This window comes from Methylophilus sp. UBA6697 (genome assembly GCF_002454655.1).
Taxonomy (GTDB): Bacteria; Pseudomonadota; Gammaproteobacteria; order Burkholderiales; family Methylophilaceae; genus Methylophilus.
In genome coordinates, this window is the sequence record NZ_DKJH01000023.1 from 104,101 (window position 1) to 123,610 (window position 19,510).

Genomic DNA, 19,510 nt, shown 5'->3' on the forward strand with positions numbered 1-19,510 from the left:
CAAATAAGTAGATAGACATCCGCATGCAAAATTCTTTTTATAAATGGATCCCTGACTGGCGTGGCTGGGTATTGCCGATAGTGGTCATTCTGGCCTGGGATGCGATGTCGCGCCTGGATGCCAATCATGCTTATGCCTTTGCTTCATTGGGCCAGATTTGGGCGGGTGTGGTCGAGCTCAGCCGCAGTGGCGAGTTGCTGGTGAATGTGCAGGCCAGTGTACAGCGTGCACTTACCGGCCTGTTGCTGGGCGCCAGTGCCGGTTTCCTGGTCGGCTCACTGGTGGCCGTGTCGCGTACAGCCAACATCCTGATTACGCCGATTTACCATGCGATCCGCCAAGTGCCTTTGCTGGGCCTGGTGCCATTATTCGCATTGTGGTTTGGCAATGGCGATACCTCAAAATTGATTGTGGTTAGCCTGTCGGCGTTTTACCCGGTGGTACTCTCAACCTTTGAAGGCATGTTGCAAGTTGACCGCCGCTTTAATGAGGTCGGGCAGGTATATCGCTTGAGCCGCTGGCAGATTTATCGCCGCATCACCCTGCCAGCTGCCTTACCGCAGGTATTTACCGGCTTTTCATTAGCACTGGCGTTTGCGTGGTTGTCCACCATCGGTAGCGAGTTATTGTTTACCGCTGGTGCCGGACTGGGCAATTTAATGATGAACGCACAGGAAGCCTCGCGGATGGATGTCCTGATTATTGTGACTTTTGTGATTGGCGTACTCGGTTATGTGATGTCTCTGCTGATTAAGCTGGCGAGTAATCACCTGTTCAAATGGCGCCAGGTCGGCTAGCGCCGTCCGCAACCGCCAACCATCACCAAAACTATCGCCGCACTCAATATATAGATCTTGGCGCAGACATCGCAACGCGATGCTGTGCGCCAAGATCAAGATTTAGATAGAAGTTGAATCCTTTGACTGAACACTCTCTTGAAAAAAAACCTGTATTACCGCAGTCAGGCCAGCAACCATGGCCTGCATTTTTTGCCTTTAACCTCCATCATTACCCGCTGATCCGCTGTCTGCTGCTGTATAGCCGAACCCCGGTCCGGTTCTGGCTCTGTACCGGGTTGTTTGCGGCGGCCAATGTGCTGCTGGCATTGCAGCAAGGCCTGATTGCGCGTGCCATTGATGAGGTGCAGCATGGCAAAGCCATTGTGCCCACGGTTACTGGTGAGTTGAATAGCGAGGTGGCCTGGCACTGGTTACTGATCATTGTCGGCATTGCGCTGGCACGTGCCGCGATCTTGTATTTTGTCGGCTGGTTATCATTGATTATTCAGCAGAACCTGATTGGACATTTGCGTGAGCGCATTTTGATTCAGGTACAGCGACTGGATCAAAGCTATCACTGGCAACATGGCGCAGGCGAACTGGTGACGCGCACCACGCGCGACTCTGACAAGTTGCGAGATGCGTTGATCAGCTTCTGGCGCCAGGTGGTAGATACGGCATTGGTGGTCAGCGCCGCCATGGGCTTTTTATTCTGGTATGACTTCTGGCTGGGCCTGGTGCCGCTGCTGTTGTGCCTGATTGGGTTTGGTATTTTGCTGTTGCAAACCGAACACCTGGTTAAACTCGATCGGGCAGTGGGCGAAGCTTACGATGCCGTGAACCAGGACCTGACCGAAGGCGTCAATGGCGTACGCGTGATCAAGGCCTTTGCGCTGGAAGCCAGCCGTATCAAACGTTTTGAGCAACAGGTGCAGGGCTTTATGACACAGGCGTTTGCCGCCCTGTCGTTTTATACCTCACGTATTCCCTTGCCGCAATTTGTGGTCGCGCTAGGGCAAGTCTGGGTGCTGGGGTTTGGCTGTCACCTGGTTTATACGCACGCGCTCAATCTTGGTCAGTTGATCGCTGCTTTACTCATGGTGAATACCCTGGTGTTTAGGGTAGAGGGCGTGGGGCGGGTCATGCAGGTGTTCGCCGATGCACGCTCTTCGGCGGCCCGCATCTGGGACCTGCTGGATGCCGAGCCAGATATCACATCTGGCACTCAGGCCTTACCGGCTGGGCCATTATCACTACGCTTTGAACAGGTATCGGTGTTACCGCCAGAAGGCGGTAATCCGGTACTCAGTGATTGCACATTTGATATCGAAGCCGGTGAAATTGTGGCGCTGGTGGGCACCACCGGATCGGGAAAAAGTACGCTGGCAGGCCTGGTGCCCAGGCTGGCAGAAGTCAGCCATGGCCGGGTCGAAATTGCGGGAAGTGATGGCCAATGGCTGGACGTCAAAGAGCTGCAACTGGCCGAATTGCGCAAACAGGTACATACCGTACCGCAGGAGGCTTTTTTGTTCTCGGATACGCTGGCGGCCAATATGCGGCTGGCGGCGCCTGAAGCCACTGACGACGACCTGGAATGGGCACTGCAAATGGCGAGTGCATCAGAGCTGCTGGTGAGTCTGAGTGACGGCCTGGAAACCCGCATTGGTGACCGTGGCGTGACTTTGTCTGGTGGCCAGCGGCAACGTGTCTGTCTGGCGCGCGCCTTGCTCGGGCAGCCGCGTATCCTGGTGCTGGATGACGCCACCAGTGCGCTGGATGCGGTGACTGAGCGCAATGTATTAAACAATATCCGCGCCCTGAAAACACAAGGGCGTGCGACGACCGTACTGGTGATTGCCAGCAAGTTATCTACTATTTTGCTGGCAGATAAGGTGCTATTCCTGGCAGGTGGCAGCATTATCGCTGCTGATACACATCAGGCGCTGGTGAAGAATAATGCACGTTATCGTGCACTGATGGGGTTGGATGATGGCCGCTGAACGTAATCCGAATATCAAGGCCCTGTCTGATATCGAACTCGAAGAAACCCTGGCCAAGCAGCAACTGAACCGCAATATGTTCTGGCGCCTGCTGCCACTGTTGAAACCCGTGCGCAAGTATATTGTGAGTGCCATGCTGCTCGAACTGGCCCTGGTTTGCTTTGTGTTCTTGCGTCCTTATTTTATTCAGCAGGCCATTGATTTTGGTTTGCTGTATGAGTCACAGGTTGCAGCTGACCGTGGTGCCGTGGTTGGCTTGAACTGGCACGTGATTAATGTCGCCATGCTTGGCCTTGCCGCTATGTGGGCCGCACGTTTTGTGCTGGCTGGCTTGTCACAATATTTTTCCGGCACGGCGGCTATCCGCATTTTGAACCAGTTGCGCATAGATCTGTTTAGCCACGTACAGCAACTAAGCGTGGCGTACTTTGACCGTACCAAGTCTGGCCGCATCATTTCCAGGGTCGATCGGGATATTGATGCCCTGGAACCACTGCTGATTCAAGGGCCACCGGAGATATTTTCTGCCTTGCTCAGGTTCGTCATGGCCGCTGGCATATTGTTGTGGGTGTCGCCGACGCTGTTTTATCACCTGGCGCTGGTGATTCCCTTGCTTATCCTTTCCAGCACGCTATTCCGGAAATTATCCAGCCAGCATTTTGCGCGTGTGGCTGAAAACCGTACCCGTTTTACCGCGCATCTGGTCGAGACCGTGGCAGGCGTGCGCATTATCAAACAAACCGTGCAGGAAGACAGCAACTTGCAGCGCTACCGTGCGCTGGTCAATGCCTTTATTCATTCACTGGTCCGTAGCAATATTGCCTCCGGCTGGTTCACGCACTTCACGGGCGTGCTGACGATACTGGGCCTGATGTTGCTTTTAGTGGCAGGCGGTGAGGAAGTCACTCTGGGCCATTTAACCCTGGGGCAATTTGCGGCCAGCCTGTTTTATGTCTATATGTTTCTGGGGCCGCTACAGGAGCTTGGTGACCTTGTAGAGCGTTATACCAATGGTGTGGCTTCGGCCCAGCGTGTGTTTTTATTACTGGATACCAGGCCGGAAATTGTGGATGCTCCTAACGCGCAGACACTTGCCTCGATTAAAGGCGAAGTTAGCTTTAAAAATGTCGGTTTTTCCTATGTGCCAGATCAGTCCAAGCCTGTTATTCGAAACCTGGATTTAACGGTTCCGGCCGGGCAGGTATTGGCGATTGTCGGCCCAACCGGCCACGGTAAAAGTACCTTAATTCAATTGCTGACGCGTTTTTATGATGTACAGCAAGGGCAAGTGCTTATTGACCAGGTCGATATCCGCCAGCTGAGCCAGCGTAATTTGCGTCAGCATGTAGGGGTCGTGTTGCAAGACAACGTGCTGTTTAGCGGCAGCATTATTGATAACCTGCACCTGGCAAAACCTGAAGCTACCTTGGCTGTCTTTGAACAAGCCGCGGCCGAGTTAGGCATTGATGACCTGATTAGCCGTCTGCCACATGGATACTATACGGAAGTGGGTGCCATGGGCTCACACCTCAGCCACGGCCAGCGCCAACTGGTGTGTTTGCTGCGCGCTTATCTGGCCAACCCCACTATCCTCATTCTGGATGAAGCCACGTCGGCCGTCGATATACAAACCGAGCGTCGCATCCAGCATGCGCTGCGGCGTTTATGTGAAGGCCGCACGGCCATTATTATTGCACACCGCCTGGCCACCATCCGCGATGCTGACCTGATTGCCGTGATACATCACGGTGAATTGGCTGAACTCGGTCCGCATGCGCAACTGATCCAGCAGCAGGGTAAATATGCCGAGTTGTATCACGCCTATGAGGCAGGTGAGCAGCTTTAATAACGTTGACGATGACTATCAAATTCGGGAGAGATATGAAAAAACTATGCGTTGCCATGTTATGCCTGTTTGGGTCAGCAATTGGTCATAGCGCAGATGAAGTGAAAGCCGCCTGGATTAGTGATGATAATGGTTGCAAGGCCTATAGCTGGCTACCGCAGCCGTTAGAAACCATAGAGTGGGCAGGTAATTGTAAAGATGGCTATTTGGATGGTAACGGTACCCTGAACTGGTTTCACGATGGTATTCATAAATATGCATACACTGGCCGTTTTGAGCAGGGAAAGCTACAGGGTAAGGGGGTCATGGAACAGTTTAACAATATTAATCATGGCTCTCGAACAGAGGTTGATTTTGTGGATAGTGTTCCACATGGTCAAGGTGTCCAGACCTGGCCAGATGGCAGGCGCTATGAGGGAGAGTTTCAGGAAGGCTATAAAACTGGTAAAGGGGCCAAAGTGTGGCCTAACAATGCTCGCTATGAAGGAATCTTCAAGTTGGGGAATCCCATAGGAGAGGGCTTCCAACCAGTAAAAATCAATATTCCAGAGCGGATTTCCTATCCAGATGAGCTCGTAAGATATGGCAATAGCGGTACCTTTCTTGCCCATATGCAAGTGTCCGAAAAGGCGAGTGTGCGCGCTATCGAAGTGCTCAGAAGTAATCATCCTGCTTTCGAAAAGGCTGCAATACGCGCATTGAGAAGTGCGAAAGTGACGCCTGCGTTGGTTTATGGTGCACCGGTTTCTGAGCGGGCTTTTGAACAGGTTAGTTTTATATTGTCAGACAGAAGCCTGCGCAGAGTGTTACCGTTTACTTATCCAGCCAAAGCCAGTAGTCAATTGCCCCCAGAGTTTCAATACGATAAACCACCGGTCGATAAAGTGGTGGCACCATTAGTCTATCCCTTGGACTTATTGCGGCAACGGGTAAAAGGTTCCGCTAAAGTGGCTGTTGTCATTGATCCGCAAGGCTTGCCTAGCCAAGTGCAATTACTTGAAAGCAGCGCTCCTGCATTTGGTGAAGCGCTTAAAGCAAGCGTTGCTTCTTCGAGTTTTTTCCCCGCGCGTAAAAATAAACAACCTTCCTGGTCGGCTTTTACCATCTCGCGCGAGTTTTCTGAATATGAAAGCCGGGAGACTGTCATTGACGAGAGTGGTCGGCGAGTTCTCAATAAGTTGAAAGACTCTCAGCCAAAAATATTCACGGTTGCGCAACTGGATGCTGCGCCAAAGCGGTTCTATACGCCATCGCCAGTATATCCGCCAGAGCTGGCTGATCAAGGCGTCACGGGGACTGTATTAGTCGAGTTTTATATCGATCGCGAAGGCACGGTGCAATTTCCGCACACGCTCAAAGCCGACAATGAAGAGCTTGCCTGGCTGGCATTGACGGCGGTCTCCCGCTGGCAGTTTTATCCACCGACCATCAAGGGTGAACCCGTGGACGCAGTGGTTACTGTGCCTGTGGCGTTCAATCTCAAAAATTAATGTTGCCTTAGCGGTGTTTGATCACGGTATTGATGAAATACACAAGCAACTGTTGAAATTACATCACCCGGCTGTTTAATAGCGTACACACGCATTTTGCATGCTGTTGTTGATTGCTCGCAACTCATTGAATTATATTGGATATTTAAGTTTCTTTGCATTTGGCATATTTTGTGCAGATGACTGCATGAACTGTTAAACAAACGCAACGTTTGATGGTGAATCCCTCGGGAGCCGTGCTTCTGGAGGTGGCTTGCGTACGTTAGCAGTGGCAATCACATGGACCGACAGATATGGCGAATACAACGGTTGTCACTTTGTGTGAATGCAACGCGTTTGAGCCGCTATGAAAACAATTTAATTCACTAAAGGAATGTATTTATGAGTAACCAACAACAACTTCCTGACAATACGCTTTGGTTTACGCGTTGCGCGGGTAATGGTCAAGGTGGCGTACCGACGGCTTCCGGCATTGCGTTTAAGCTGGGCTGGCTGCAAGAAGAATTTTCTGCGGACAATATTCGCCTGCGTGCCTTGCAGGATGATGACAGTGCTGATTTCAGACATCACCATTACGACCACGGTCTGCAAACATTGATTCGCGAAGGCGGTAACCTGTTTGCCATCCCGGCCAAAGCGCAGGGCGCAGAAACCCGTTTGATCGGCCTGACCTGGATCGAAGAATCACAATCCATTATTGTGCGCCCGGATTCCAATATCCGCCGCCCGGAAGACCTCAAGGGCAAGCGCCTGGGGTTGCCTGCGTATAACCCCAAAGATGTGATTGAGAACAAGCGTGGCCGGACCATCACGCGTCATAGCAGCCTGCATGGTTATAAAGGCGCACTGGATTCCGTTGGCCTGACACTGGATGACATCCAGCTGGTCGAGGTCGGTCAAAACGAAGTGACCGCGTCTGGTCGTCGTTATGGTGGCTGGCAATCCAGTTTCAACGCCCTGCTCGAAGGTAAAGTTGATGCTGTGTATGTTAAAGGTGCGGCAGCACAAGACGGTGCCCGTGACCAAGGGTTGGTCGTGGGGATTGACCTCGATGCACTGCCGGAAAAGCGTTTCCGTGTGAATAACGGTACGCCACGCCCGATCACCGTCCATCGTTACCTGTTAGAAAATCACTACGATTACGTGGTTCGCTTTTTAACCCAAACCTTGCGCGCCGCAGAATGGGCCAAAACCAATCTGGCCGGCGTGCATGAAATCCTGCAAAGTGAAACTGGTGGCACGGCAGAAGGGGTGGCTGCGGCTTATCGCAATGGCTTCCACCTGTCACTGGCACCTGATTTGTCTGCAGAGCGCATTGAACTGTTCCGTCAGCAGAAAAACTTCCTGCTCACCTACGGCATTCTGGACCGCGATTTTGACTTTGATGCCTGGATTGATACCAGACCATTGGCCGATGCACAGCAGGCGTTACAACAACTGTTGGCTAACGAACAGGGCGGAAAACTGGCTGCTTAACACCATGATGGCGCGTGTCTTGCACGTGCCATCTTTCTTTTTCAGGAGCAAGCATGGCTTTTACAATTGATTCGGTCGCGCAGCAGGTGCGCACCTTTTTGCTGGAGGACAAAGGTCCGGCTGGCCGTGAGCGTGTACGCGTGTATCTGCAAGATGTGGTATCCGATCAGGCATTCGCACAGCAATACCTGGATGACGCCCAACCACAACGTCGCGTACTGTACGAAGATAACGATTTAGGCTTTGCCATTCTGGGCCACGTGTTTAAAGAAGCCAGAAAAACACAACCGCATGACCACGGTGTTTCCTGGGCCATTTATGGCCAGGTCGCCGGCGTGACGACCATGGATGGCTGGGATGTGATTGACCCGGCCGAACCAGGCGGCAAGCCCGGTACGGTCAAATTACGTGATTCTATTGAACTGAGACCTGGCAATGTCCGCGTCTATAACGAAAACGAGATTCACTCGCCACGACGCGATGGCCCAGCCAAGCTGATCCGCATTGAGGGAAATCCTAACCAGAATGCGCCCGGACGTGTCTGGCAGCCAGTATAATCAACTGGCAGTCAAACACATCCTTCAACCATATCAAGGATATAACCATGTCAGAGCATATTTATAAAGTTGTTGAGCTGGTCGGGTCTTCCCCCATTAGCAGTGATGATGCGATTAAGAATGCCATTGAACGCGCGGCAAAAACCTTACATCACCTTAACTGGTTTGAGGTTATCGAAACGCGTGGACACATTGCGGATGGCAAAGTCGCACATTTTCAGGTCACGATTAAAGTCGGCTTCAGAATCGAAGAATAATAATACCCAGTGTAGTGTCTTGATCACGGCCCGGGTTTGATCCTCGGGCCGTTTTTTGTGGGGTATTTGAAAGTGTATGGCCTTGTTTAAGACGTTGGGTCTGATAAGTTGTTTTTAATATCGCCTAAAAGCTTGAGCAGTACTTTGCGTTCTTCTTGCGTGAGACCTTGCACTGCCAGATCAGATAGTTCTCTTTCGGCTTTTTTCAGGCTTTCAAATATATCCTTGCCTGCTTGAGTCAGGTTCAGCCTCGTCACCCTTTTGTCTGTGCTGTCGGGTTTTGCATCCAATAACCCCTTCGCGCGCACCTCGGTAATCAGCCGTGCAATCTGCGCTTTATCTTTACCAGAATCCGCTACCAAATCACTCAGCGTCGCGTCTGGGTGCCGGGCAAAGTAACCTAATACTTTATGCTGCATATGGGTCAGGTCGACACCACTGTCTTGTATCAGGCGGTACTGGCGCGCGCGGAATATGTGCATCAGCCGGTGGATGGTTTCAAAAACCTGATGCGTATCATCCGGATTATTGTTGACAATGTCTACTTTGTTGATCATCATGGTTGATATTATCAACTAAATAAGGTGTGGTGGAAATGTTTATCAAAGAGCATCAGTTTGAGAGAGTCCGCTTTGAATTGCAACAAAGACCTGTTGAAGTGTTGAAAGTAGATCACACAAGCGAAGGATTTGTCACGGTGACTTTTACCGGGCCATTGCTGGCGCAATTCAACAGCCTGTCGTTTGATGACCATATCAAGTTTATTTTTACCAATAGCCAAGGCGAAACGGTCAGGCGCGATTACACGCCACGTAGTTTTGACACCGCCTCGCGAGAGTTAGCCATTGAGTTTGCGCTGCATGCACATGGTGATGCTTCGGACTGGGCCAGGAATGCTAAGCCGGGAGACCAGGCCATCATTGCCGGGCCTAAAGGCTCCAGAATTATTCCCAAGGACTTTGATTGGCATTTATTGATTGCAGATTCTTCAAGTTTGCCTGCAGTGGCTCGCCGCTTGGAAGAGTTGCCCGCAGATACCCGGGTGATTGCGTTGATTCAGGTGGAACACGACAGTGACCGCCGTGACTTCGGCCATGTGTCCACAAGAGACATACGCTGGGCTAATTCTCACCAAGCGTTGATCGATATGGTCAGTGCCATACCATTACCCGATGGGGATGGCTTCAGTTGGGTCGCCGGAGAGCATAGTTTTGCTTTGCAGGTGAGGGAGTTGCTGATTGAACGCGGCCAAGCAACAGAACTGATGAAAGCAGCTGCTTATTGGAAAAAAGGAACGACTAATTTCCACGAGAAAATCTAGTGCATTTGCAATTAGACAGTTTCATTATTTGGCGATGGCCGCTACAAAGTCAGCTGACAACTCTGCCGACAAGTGGCTGGTTGGCTCTGTTGCCAGACCATGATCGCCAATCACAATCGCTGCCCTGGCAGGGCCTCCGGCGCGCGAGAGAAAGCTATAAAGTGTTTTCGGGTTGCATGCGGAATCTGCATCGCCAGCGATCCAAAGCGAGGGCCTGCGCTCGTTGGCAATGTCTGGGTATAGTTGGTCGGCGGTAAAGCCTTCTTTGCTGCAAACTGGTGTCAGTTGCAAGATGCCTTTAAGCGTTGAGTCGTTGCGCAAAACCTGCCAGGCGATGACCGTCCCGCGGGATTTTCCGCCGACAATGATGGCGTTGGGATCCACGCGTTTGTCGGCTTTGGCGAGCGCGACGACGGTCGTAAAGTCTTCAATCTCTGGTGAGCGGTCAGTATCTGACGGTTTGCCGTTTTTGTCTTTCACATAGAATGCCCACTCGAAACGGAACACGGCAATGTTGTGCTTTAGCAGTTCGCGTTCCACCACTTCATTGATTTTTTGCTTCATGGTGCCGGTGCCTGGCCCCAGAATCACTGCGTGAAAAGGCCCTTTACCTTCAGGGAAATTCGCAACCACACTGATTGGTGCGCCACGTGGGGTATCGACGTTCACTGCATCGACTGCTTGCACCGGTAGGCTGAGTAAGCATAAAACGGCCATCAATAATTGTGTTAATCGTGTCATGAATAGATTCTCGGCAATACGTGTGGGTGGGGCGGACCGGAGGTAACACCGGCCCGTTGTATCCACCGCTTATTTATTCGGTTGTGGTGTCAGGCGCAGGTAGGGCTTGACGGTTTTGTAGCCTTTGGGGAATTTGGTTTCAAGCACCACCGGGTCGGTGATTGACGGCAAAATCACGACATCCTGGCCGTCTTCCCAGTTGGCCGGGGTGGCGACGCTGTGGTATTCAGTCAGTTGTAATGAGTCGATGACGCGTAATAGCTCGTTAAAATTACGCCCGGTACTGGCCGGGTAAGTCAGCGTCAGGCGGATTTTTTTATGCGGGTCGATGATAAATACTGAACGCACGGTGGCCGTGGTGCTGGCATTGGGGTGGATCAGGTCATACAAGGTCGACACCTTGCGGTCAGCATCGGCAATGATGGGGAACTGCACATCCGTGGATTGTGTTTCATTGATGTCCTTGATCCAGCCATGATGTGATTCTACTGGGTCTACCGACAGTGCAATGGCTTTGACATTGCGCTGTTTGAATGCCTGCGCCAGTTTGGCGGTGGCACCGAGCTCGGTGGTGCACACTGGCGTGTAGTCAGCCGGATGTGAAAACAGGATGGCCCAGCTGTCGCCCAGCCATTCGTGGAAAGAAATCGGGCCTTGGCTGGATTGCTGTGTAAAGTCCGGGGCGATGTCACCTAGTCTGAGGGTCATGATAAAACTCCTTTTGCTTGATATGGTTGTTCGGTTGTAAGGGCTGGTGTTGGCATCAACGCACAGCCCTAATGACAGTGCGCACGGTGCAGTGCCATGCCTGCTTTCTCCAGAATCAGTTCTATATGGTTAAAGCCAGCTTCTGCCAAAGATGATTGTTGTTCCAGGATGGACATGTATAGCTCGGTGTTGTGCATACCGCCTGTATCCGTATGATGGTCACAAACCAGGTAGTGGCCGTGACTATTGAGCAGGCCTCTCACTTGGGTGTGCAGGGTACTGGCGCGCGACTTATGGCGTAGTTCATGCACAGCTTGCATGGTCACGATCAGGTCAAACTGGCCTAGGCCTTGCACCCAATTCGGGTCAAGAAAGTCTCGCTCTAGAAACTGAATCGGTTTCTTTGTTGGATCCAGCGTCACACCCAGCCGTTGCCTGGCTAATGTGTGCATGGCTGGTGAAAAGTCCAGCGCAATATATTGGCACTGGGGAAATGTACGTAGCAGGTGTTCGGCCAGGAAACCAGGGCCGGAGCCTAGCTCCAGGATACGTATGCTTTTCTGTGATGCATGTTGTCGTGCGATGTCGGCAAACGCTGCAATAAATTCAGTTCGTGCCGGGCGCTTGATCAATGCCGTGCGTGCCCACTCCTCGGCATCTGCCGTTTGCTTTAAGTCGATCGGGCTGGGAATCTCGGCAACCATGTGTCATGTCAATTATTGGTGTGGGTGAAACAACAGGTATTCCCGGTCGGCAATACCTGTCGATATGCGCTGGTGGATTAAGCGGCTTTTTTCTTCAGGCGGAACACTTCTGCCAGTGGTGCCGGGTCGATCCAGGCATTGACGTCAAAGTCACCTTTGAGGAAGCCCCACTCCAGCAGGAAGTTTTTGTAGGCCTCCAGCCCGGCGATCGCTTGTGCATCCAGGTTGGTGCCTTGATGCAGATGCACGTCGTCACCGTAGGCTTTGCGTACCCACTCGTCAGTTGAACCAGATTCTTTGGCGATATAGGCCACAGTTTCAGCTTCGTGTTTGGCTGCCCATTCAGCCACATCTACAATGCGGCTCAAAAAACGGACTACCAGGTCTGGACGGTCGCGCAGCAACGCTGCGTCGACAGTAATTGGACGCGGTGCGCTGTTGTTTGATCGCACGATAGGATCGGGATGCTGACGAACATCGTAGATAATGCTGACGCCATGGGCATTGGCGCTTTCATAACCGCGGGCACCTTTCACATAAATGGCATCGACGAGGCCGCTCTCTAATGCCTTGTACTCCGCGGCATAGGCAGCACGCGTGCCTGCTGCCCAGCTGATGCTTGGCGGTTGTTTCTCAACTGGAATATCGACCAGCTCTACGTCTTTCGGTGTCAATCCAGCGGCTTCCAGGCTCACCACAATGCCGCGTAAAGCGCTGGCACGCTGGTGATCAATGCTGATGTCATGTACAGGCAGCGCAATACGTTTGCCCTTGAGTTGTTCAACTTTTGTAATGCCTGAATTTGGCAGCGTCACGATCAATTGTGCTTCGTCTACCCAGTTGAGGCCGATGACTTTGGTGTCTGTGCCTCTGGCCTTGGCCCATATCGCTGGCACGTTGCCGCCCTGGCGGAAAGAGTGTGGCAGGCGGTGGTCATAATGTGACTCCAGCAGTTCCGGATCCTGGGTTTCCTGCAGGGTGTTGATGGTGATGCCGTCCTGTACAAACTCGCTGCTAAACCAGCCTTCACGTGCGGCGAGGCCGAGTGGGGTTGGCACCGGGCAGCGGGTGTACCAAATGCTGTCAATTTTGTTATCTGCGGACATGCTTGTCTCCTGATTGTGAGTGAATACGACTTGGGAACTCAATCAATTGCAGGAAGCGTGCCAGCGATTAATTCTATTAATAATCAAAAAGATAGCTGTTTTGGTATTGCACGGGAGCGGACACTTTGTTGCCTGTGCAACATCCGCTCCCGGCTAACTGTTGGTTTGACAGCATCAAGCGGCCAGCGAGGCCTCAGAGGCTTCCTGATAGGCTTTGTATAAGCCCGAATAATGGCCATCTAGTGCAATCAGCTGGCTATGCGAGCCTTTCTCTACCACTTGGCCATCACGAATCACGGCAATGGCATCGGCATCACGGATAGTCGATAAACGGTGCGCGATGATGATGGCGGTACGACCTTCGCATAAATGCCTGAAGGCAGTCTGGATTTTGCGCTCCGTTTGCAGATCGACGGCAGAGGTGGCTTCGTCCAGCACCAGGATGGCCGGGTTCGCCAGATAGGCCCTGACAATACACACCAACTGCCGCTGACCGTGGCTCAGAAACGCGCCCAACGGCCCGACTTGCGTCGCATAGCCTTGTGGCAATCGCTCCAGAATTTCATCGGCACCCAGTTCTTTGACCGCATGTATCAGCTCGGCATCGCTGGCCTCAGGTGCGGCCAGTCGCAAATTCTCCAGCACGCTACCGCTGAACAACACATTATCCTGTAACACCAGGCCCACTTTACGTCGCAAGCTAGTTTGTGCGTAGTCTTTGACATTGATACCATCAACCAGCACTTCACCTTCGTTCACTTCATAAAAACGTGTCAGTAGCTGCACAATCGTGCTTTTGCCATGGCCGGTTGGCCCGACAATCGCCAGCACTTGGCCGGCCGGGATTTCCAGGCTCAGGTCCTGAATCACGTAGTGAGAGGCTTGTGGGTTATATTTGAAATGCACATTATTAAAGGCAACATGGCCGCGCACCGTCGGCAGTTGTGGCGTTGCCGGGTCCACAATTTCCGGCTCGGTATCCAGCAACAGGAAGATGCGTTGTGCTGAAGAGGCACCCGTAGAATAACGTTCAAACAGGTCATTCAGTTCTTGTAGCGGTCCTAGAAACAGCTGCACGTAAAACAGACTCTGCGCGATCTGGCCGACGGTCATTTCATGCTCGACAATGCCCAAACTGCCGGTCGCGAGTAAAAATGCCATGCCTACGGTGCTCAGTACTTGTGTCAGCGGTAAAAACCAGCTCGACCTGAGGTTGCCTTTGATTAGGATGGTATTAAAGTCGTGCAATAATGCGCGGTAACGGGTAGCGTTATCTTCCTCAATGACCGTTTGTTTGATAATGCGTACGCCAGACACGGTTTCTACCAGGTGGGCGGTAAAGCGCGCCCTGGCCTCGGCCACTTTGGCCCAGTTTTTTTCCGAGATACGTTTAAATAACCAAGTCGCGGCAAACAGCACTGGCACGATGCTGGCCAGGGCGAGTAACAGCTTGGGTGAAATCACCCACAAGGCAACGCTGGCAACCACAAAGCGTAACAACGCTGACAGAAGCTCTGGCGGGCCTTGAATCAGTAGCGGCTCCAGTGCATCAATATCACGGTCAGCACGCGAGATAATGCGTCCGGCCTTGGTCTGGTCAAAGTAGCGCATGCTCAACTGTTGCAGGTGTGCGAACACCTGCACGCGCAAACTGTTGAGAATATGCACGGCCGCGCTGCCGGACAGGTATTGCGATAAGCCGGACACGCCAAAACGTACGATCCAGCTGAGGCCCATGCCGATGCTCATCCACACTAGCAATGGTGTATTGAGGACGATGCCTTGCGCCGATTGAATGAAACCGTGGTCAATCACCTCGCGTAAAAACCAGGGGCGGATAAAGATCACGCCGACCAGCAAGGCTTCAAGCAGAATAACCGCCGTCACTTTGCCTGAGACCTGTTTCAATAATGGCAACAAGCGCCAGAACATATTACGGTCCAGGCTTTTTTTCGCTAGCGCCTGCTCAAGCTCGATGTCATTCAGCGCGCGTTCTTGTCTTAATTTTTCAGCCATGTTGCACTCCAACTAAATCGCGGTAAGCGAAATGGGTTTGTATCAGGTCCTCATGCGTACCTTCGGCGATGATGCGGCCTTCAGACAGCATTGCGACGCGATCTGCCAGTAAAATGGTTGAAAGCTTGCTGGCGATAATCAGCACCGTGGTATTTTTGCCGCTGCTGTGGCGCAAGTTGCGGATGTTATCCAGTACCTTGCGTTCGGTAATGGCATCCAGTGCGCTAGTGGAGTCATCCAGCACCAGTATCGATGGCGCCGATAAAAAAGCGCGTGCCAGGCTGATGCGCTGGCGTTGGCCGCCCGATAGCGTGATGCCTCTGTCGCCGATTTTTGTCTGCAGGCCATCGCTGAGCTTTTCCAGTACTTCATCGGCGGCGGCGAGATGCAGCGCCTGTAACAGCTCTTCGTCGGTGGCATCCGGTTTGGCCAGGCGTAAATTTGCCGCCAGCGTGTCAGAAAACAAGAAGCTTTCCTGTGGCACAACGTGTACAGATTTACGCAGCTGTTGCAGATTTAAGGTTTTGACATCGTGCCAGCCTGCCCAGGCTGAACCGACTTCTACACTGCCGTGCTTGGCATCCAGCAACCGTGGCAGTAGTCCGGCCAGTGAGCTCTTGCCTGCGCCGGTTGCACCGACGATGGCCACCGTTTCACCCGGGCTGACTTCCAGGCTGCAATGATGCAAAATGGCCTGGTCACTATTCGGTGCCTGGGTTGTCACGTTAGTTAAACGAAACCCCAGTGCCTGCGTCGCCAGCGTGTGCGGGCCAGGCAGAATATGTGGTTCTTCATCCAGCAGCTCCCAGATGCGGGTGGCTGATGAGCGGGCATCAGCAAACACCTGCATCACGCGGCCGATACCTTCGACGCGGAACACCAGGGCATTGGCGATGAGCAAGGCAGCCACCAGTTGGCCAATATTCAAGCTACCTTTACTGACCAGATAGGCGCCAAACGCCAGAATCCAAACCTGGCTAAAGCCAATCACAATCTGTGGTAAAGGAATTCTTTTGGCGGCAAACGCCAGTGCGGTATGCGCATGGGTGACAAAAGTATCGACCAGGCTGGCAAAGTGTTTGGTACGGGCGGACTCCAACCCGAACGCTTTAATCACACGGATGCCATTGACGCCTTCACTCAGCTCCTGGTTTACCTGGTCATAAGCATTGCCGACTTCGCGGTCGAGAATCACCAGCGTGTTGGTGTGTTTGACGAACAGCCACATGCCGGCAACGACCAGTAGCAGTGTGCCTAAACCAATCAGTGGGTGATATGCACTGAGGACTGCCACGGAGATCAGCACCCAGATGGTGGCCTCAAATACCTGTCGCCAGAAGTTAATCAGGGCGTCACGCACCTTGTCGGCATCGCGCGTGGTGCGCGTCACAATTTCGCCAATGCCATGTTGCCAGTGATAGGCCAGGTCCAAACGTTGTACCTGGTGCAAAATGCGTTCGCGCAGAATATATAACAACTCCTGGCCAATAATGAGTGACATCACGCCACCGATATATTGCAAGACAGCGCGGCCAACAGCCACACCAATGAGCAGTGTCAGCCAGTGACGGGCATTGCTCACATCAAGCACACCCTGCGCATTGCGCGTAATGAATTCGCCAATATGGATGGATTGCACAATCTGGCCCACTAGCCACAATTGCCATGCCATCCCCGCATTGACCAGGATAAACAGCAGGGCAGTGAAACTGAATTGCCACGGCATGTACGCATAGAGTGCAAGGCAGCGTAGCAAGGGTTGTTTTAATTGAAAGAAAGGTGCGCGCGGCGATGGCGCATGCAGCCCATTTTCTTGTGTATTGATATAGGACTTCAAGCAGTCCTCCTTTGTTTAAGGCTCAATCAAAAAACGCCAGAACACACGAGGTGCCCTGGCGCTGACAAAGGTGTTTTTACAGGCGTTAGAACGCTGCTGCGAAAGACACACCTACAGTTCTGACACCGCCTTGAATAATGTTGTCACCGTTAATGGCAGGGGTTGCCGTCGGTGATGTTGCCACGGTTGTTGAGTGTTGCAAGTAATGCTTGTCAAACAGGTTGTTGGCATAAGCTGTGACGGTGTATTTATTGCCTGGGGTCACATAAGAAACGCGCGCATTCACAATCGTGAATCCACCTTGCTCCAAGCCTGTACGGTCATAGCCGGTCCCACGGTCATACCCTTGTGGTGTGACATAGTAGTACTGCTTAGAAAGGTAACGCGCATCCCCGCCCAGCACCACTTTCGCACCATTGTCTACGTGGAATGTATAGTTGGTGAGAACGTTGGCAGTAACATTCGGTGAGCGTACCAGACGATTGCCATCGAAGTTGCCGCCGTTGTTGACAATCTGGGCATCCTCGTACTTAGTACTGAGTAGGCCCAAACTCCCACTTACAAACCAGTCATTGGTTGGTAATGCCTGTACTTCTAGTTCAAGACCGTAAGTTTTAGCACTGTCCACATTTTGCAGATAAGAAACTGGTCCGTTAGCTTGTGCATTAAAGCCAGTCACATTGACCTGCACGTCTTTATAGTCGTAGTAGAACGTTGTCGCGTTAAAGTTTAAACGGCCTCCCAACCATTCGGATTTGTAACCGATTTCGTATGAGTCTAATTGTTCTGGTTTAACTTGGTTCAAAGCCAGTGCATTCGTTGCCGCTGTGTTAAAACCACCAGATTTAATGCCATGCGCATATTTGAAGAACACTCGGTCAGTTGGTGACAGTTTGTATTCTGGGGTGAAGTCATAACTCCATTTGTTCCAACTGGCAGAGTCGCTGGCACTAAATGTACCAGCACCACCGTATACGCTGCTCGGAGTAAAGGTTTGCCACCATTGTGCAAGGTTACCGTAAGTGCCGTTGACACCACTGGTTGCCGTGCCTACGCGATTCAAGTCGTATTCTTTCTTTTCGTGACTCAAGCTTAGGCCCAGTGATGTTGCGAAAGCATCTGTCCAGTTATAGGTGGTATTACCAAAGAGAGAGACGCTAGTTGTTTCATGTTTCAAGTTTGTTGCGTTATAGGTTACCGCGGTACCAGAGTTAGCAACGCTAGAGTTTGCAACTTGTGAGGCCGGCAACTTGCCTGTTTGCGTGGCGCTGTCGATGTTCTCTTTGAACAGATGTACACCAGCCAGCCAGTTCCATTGGTCTTCACGTGGGGAGGTGATACGGAATTCCTGGGAGATTTGACGTGTTTCACTATCCACGTGTTGGCGTGACAGTTCGAGTGGCGTGTTGTCATTATCGGTCAGGGCTTCGTTTTTAAAGCCTTCGAACCCGGTGATTGAGGTAAGGGCCAGTTTGCCGATATTCCATTTAAAATTCAGGTTTGCGCCGGTCTGAGAGGTTTTACTCCAGTTATCACCGTTGGTGCTGACATCGTTATAGCCGGTGCTGGGTACGTAGTTGTTACGGAATACTCCACTCGGTAGGTAACTGTTAGTGGTAGTGATAGTCCCATCGGTTTTGTATTTGCGATAATGCACATTCAGCAAAGCTTCTGCGTCATCGGAGATCTTGCCCAATAATTGACCGCGAATAGCACCATCTTGCAAACCACCATCCTTGGTGCCTTTAAAGATATTGTTAAAACGGCCATCTACATCTTCCTGATAAACGGAGATACGTGCACCTAAACGATCTTCAATCAATGGTACGTTAAAGCCACCTTGTAGTACCTTGTCATTAAACGTACCGTAATCCGCCTTGATATAGTCGTCTGCCTTGCCTTCTTTCAAAGAGGGCTTTTGCGAGATGATATTGACTGCACCACCTGTAGTGTTTTTACCGTATTTGGTCCCTTGTGGGCCGCGCAATACCTCTACGCGTTCCAGGTCAAATAGCGGGAAACCGGTCGCAGAAGCATTACTGATATAGACCTCGTCCAGGTAAAAACCAATTGGACTGGCTAGATCCAACTGTTGCTGGCCTGCACCGACGCCACGGATCCACCAGCGTGGACGGCCGTGTTGCTGGCCTACCGCCGTGGCGTTAGGCACGTAGTTGAATACTTCTTGTGCGGAGCGGCCGACACCTTGGTCGAGCAGGTCTTTGCCTTTAAGCACAGTAATCGGGGTGGCGATCTTTTGTGCGTTTTCCTTACGTCTGTTCGCAGTGACTGTCACACTACCCAGTGCAGATTCTTGTGCCTGGCCTTCTTCAGATTTCTTGTTACTGTCATTGTTCTCAGCAGTTTCTGCAGCTTGTGCTTCCTGGCTTTCAACGACTTTTTCTTCTTCGGCGGCCCAGGCTGGATTGAGTGCCAATGAACCGGCAAACGCGCTTAACACAGCGGCTTTGACGGTTCTTCGTTTCCATAAATTGCTCGGCTGTTGCGCGCCGATGCTCTCATTAGTTCTTTTCATAATGTTCCCTTGAGTTGAGATGAAGCACTTAAGAAAGTGTTGAAAGCTCAAGGGCATGAATCATGCCAACCACTTTTTATGTTTTTAACTATATGATTTTTAATGAAAAATTATTTTTATATGATGTGGCTTGAAT

16 protein-coding genes are annotated in these 19,510 nt (G+C 51.8%); 8 read left to right on the top strand and 8 right to left on the bottom strand.

Translation table 11 applies throughout. The annotated features are described in order from the left end of the window. Positions 1 to 23: 23 nt before the first annotated feature. The 7 genes from B3355_RS07250 to B3355_RS07280 all read left to right on the top strand — a co-directional run bounded on the left by B3355_RS07250 (position 24) and on the right by B3355_RS07280 (position 8,405). Positions 24 to 797 carry an ABC transporter permease gene (locus tag B3355_RS07250; RefSeq protein WP_292782037.1) on the top strand — a complete coding sequence of 258 codons (774 nt, stop codon included), beginning with the start codon at positions 24 to 26 and terminating at the stop codon, positions 795 to 797. A 113-nt stretch (positions 798 to 910) separates the two neighbouring features. Continuing rightward, positions 911 to 2,779, top strand: coding sequence for an ABC transporter ATP-binding protein (locus B3355_RS07255; RefSeq protein ID WP_292782040.1), 1,869 nt, complete (start codon positions 911 to 913; stop codon positions 2,777 to 2,779). Beyond that, positions 2,766 to 4,625: an ABC transporter ATP-binding protein gene (locus tag B3355_RS07260; RefSeq protein WP_292782042.1), complete on the top strand. Its 1,860-nt coding sequence runs from the start codon at positions 2,766 to 2,768 to the stop codon at positions 4,623 to 4,625. Before B3355_RS07255 ends, B3355_RS07260 begins: the two co-directional genes overlap by 14 nt. Positions 4,626 to 4,660: 35 nt before the next feature. Then, positions 4,661 to 6,115, top strand: coding sequence for a TonB family protein (locus B3355_RS07265; protein WP_292782044.1), 1,455 nt, complete (start codon positions 4,661 to 4,663; stop codon positions 6,113 to 6,115). 381 nt (positions 6,116 to 6,496) lie between these two features. Further along, positions 6,497 to 7,591 (top strand): ABC transporter substrate-binding protein, encoded by a 1,095-nt coding sequence (locus B3355_RS07270; protein ID WP_292782047.1) that lies wholly within the window; start codon positions 6,497 to 6,499, stop codon positions 7,589 to 7,591. Positions 7,592 to 7,644: 53 nt separating this feature from the next. After that, entirely contained in the window at positions 7,645 to 8,148 is a 504-nt protein-coding gene (locus B3355_RS07275) for a hypothetical protein (protein ID WP_292782049.1), read from the top strand. Positions 8,149 to 8,195: 47 nt separating this feature from the next. Then, positions 8,196 to 8,405 carry a dodecin gene (locus B3355_RS07280; RefSeq protein WP_047516498.1) on the top strand — a complete coding sequence of 70 codons (210 nt, stop codon included), beginning with the start codon at positions 8,196 to 8,198 and terminating at the stop codon, positions 8,403 to 8,405. A gap of 86 nt (positions 8,406 to 8,491) precedes the next feature. Here the strand turns inward: B3355_RS07280 and B3355_RS07285 are convergent, their stop codons facing one another. Further along, positions 8,492 to 8,965: a MarR family winged helix-turn-helix transcriptional regulator gene (locus B3355_RS07285; RefSeq protein WP_292782053.1), complete on the bottom strand. Its 474-nt coding sequence runs from the start codon at positions 8,963 to 8,965 to the stop codon at positions 8,492 to 8,494. Between the two features lie 35 nt (positions 8,966 to 9,000). Here B3355_RS07285 and B3355_RS07290 point away from each other — a divergent pair, with 35 nt between their 5' ends. Then, positions 9,001 to 9,726, top strand: coding sequence for a siderophore-interacting protein (locus tag B3355_RS07290; RefSeq protein ID WP_292782057.1), 726 nt, complete (start codon positions 9,001 to 9,003; stop codon positions 9,724 to 9,726). Positions 9,727 to 9,750: 24 nt separating this feature from the next. Here B3355_RS07290 and B3355_RS07295 read toward each other — a convergent pair whose 3' ends face one another. From B3355_RS07295 to B3355_RS07325, 7 genes are all read right to left on the bottom strand, one after another. Further along, positions 9,751 to 10,467, bottom strand: a complete 717-nt coding sequence (locus B3355_RS07295; RefSeq protein WP_292782060.1) for an alpha/beta hydrolase family protein — start codon at positions 10,465 to 10,467, stop codon at positions 9,751 to 9,753. Between the two features lie 69 nt (positions 10,468 to 10,536). Further along, positions 10,537 to 11,175, bottom strand: a complete 639-nt coding sequence (locus tag B3355_RS07300; protein WP_019883248.1) for a peroxiredoxin — start codon at positions 11,173 to 11,175, stop codon at positions 10,537 to 10,539. Between the two features lie 68 nt (positions 11,176 to 11,243). Then, positions 11,244 to 11,879, bottom strand: coding sequence for a class I SAM-dependent methyltransferase (locus tag B3355_RS07305; protein ID WP_292782065.1), 636 nt, complete (start codon positions 11,877 to 11,879; stop codon positions 11,244 to 11,246). 77 nt (positions 11,880 to 11,956) lie between these two features. Continuing rightward, complete coding sequence (locus B3355_RS07310; protein ID WP_047516525.1) at positions 11,957 to 12,985, bottom strand: ABC transporter substrate-binding protein; 1,029 nt, start codon at positions 12,983 to 12,985, stop codon at positions 11,957 to 11,959. 174 nt (positions 12,986 to 13,159) lie between these two features. Continuing rightward, positions 13,160 to 15,001: an ABC transporter ATP-binding protein gene (locus tag B3355_RS07315; protein WP_292782070.1), complete on the bottom strand. Its 1,842-nt coding sequence runs from the start codon at positions 14,999 to 15,001 to the stop codon at positions 13,160 to 13,162. Continuing rightward, positions 14,994 to 16,838, bottom strand: a complete 1,845-nt coding sequence (locus B3355_RS07320) for an ABC transporter ATP-binding protein (protein ID WP_292782073.1) — start codon at positions 16,836 to 16,838, stop codon at positions 14,994 to 14,996. The genes B3355_RS07315 and B3355_RS07320 overlap by 8 nt, the downstream gene beginning before the upstream one ends. An 85-nt stretch (positions 16,839 to 16,923) precedes the next feature. Next, the gene (locus B3355_RS07325; RefSeq protein WP_292782076.1) at positions 16,924 to 19,374 is read right to left on the bottom strand and encodes a TonB-dependent receptor; all 2,451 of its coding nucleotides are present in this window, start codon (positions 19,372 to 19,374) and stop codon (positions 16,924 to 16,926) included. Positions 19,375 to 19,510 lie beyond the last annotated feature (136 nt).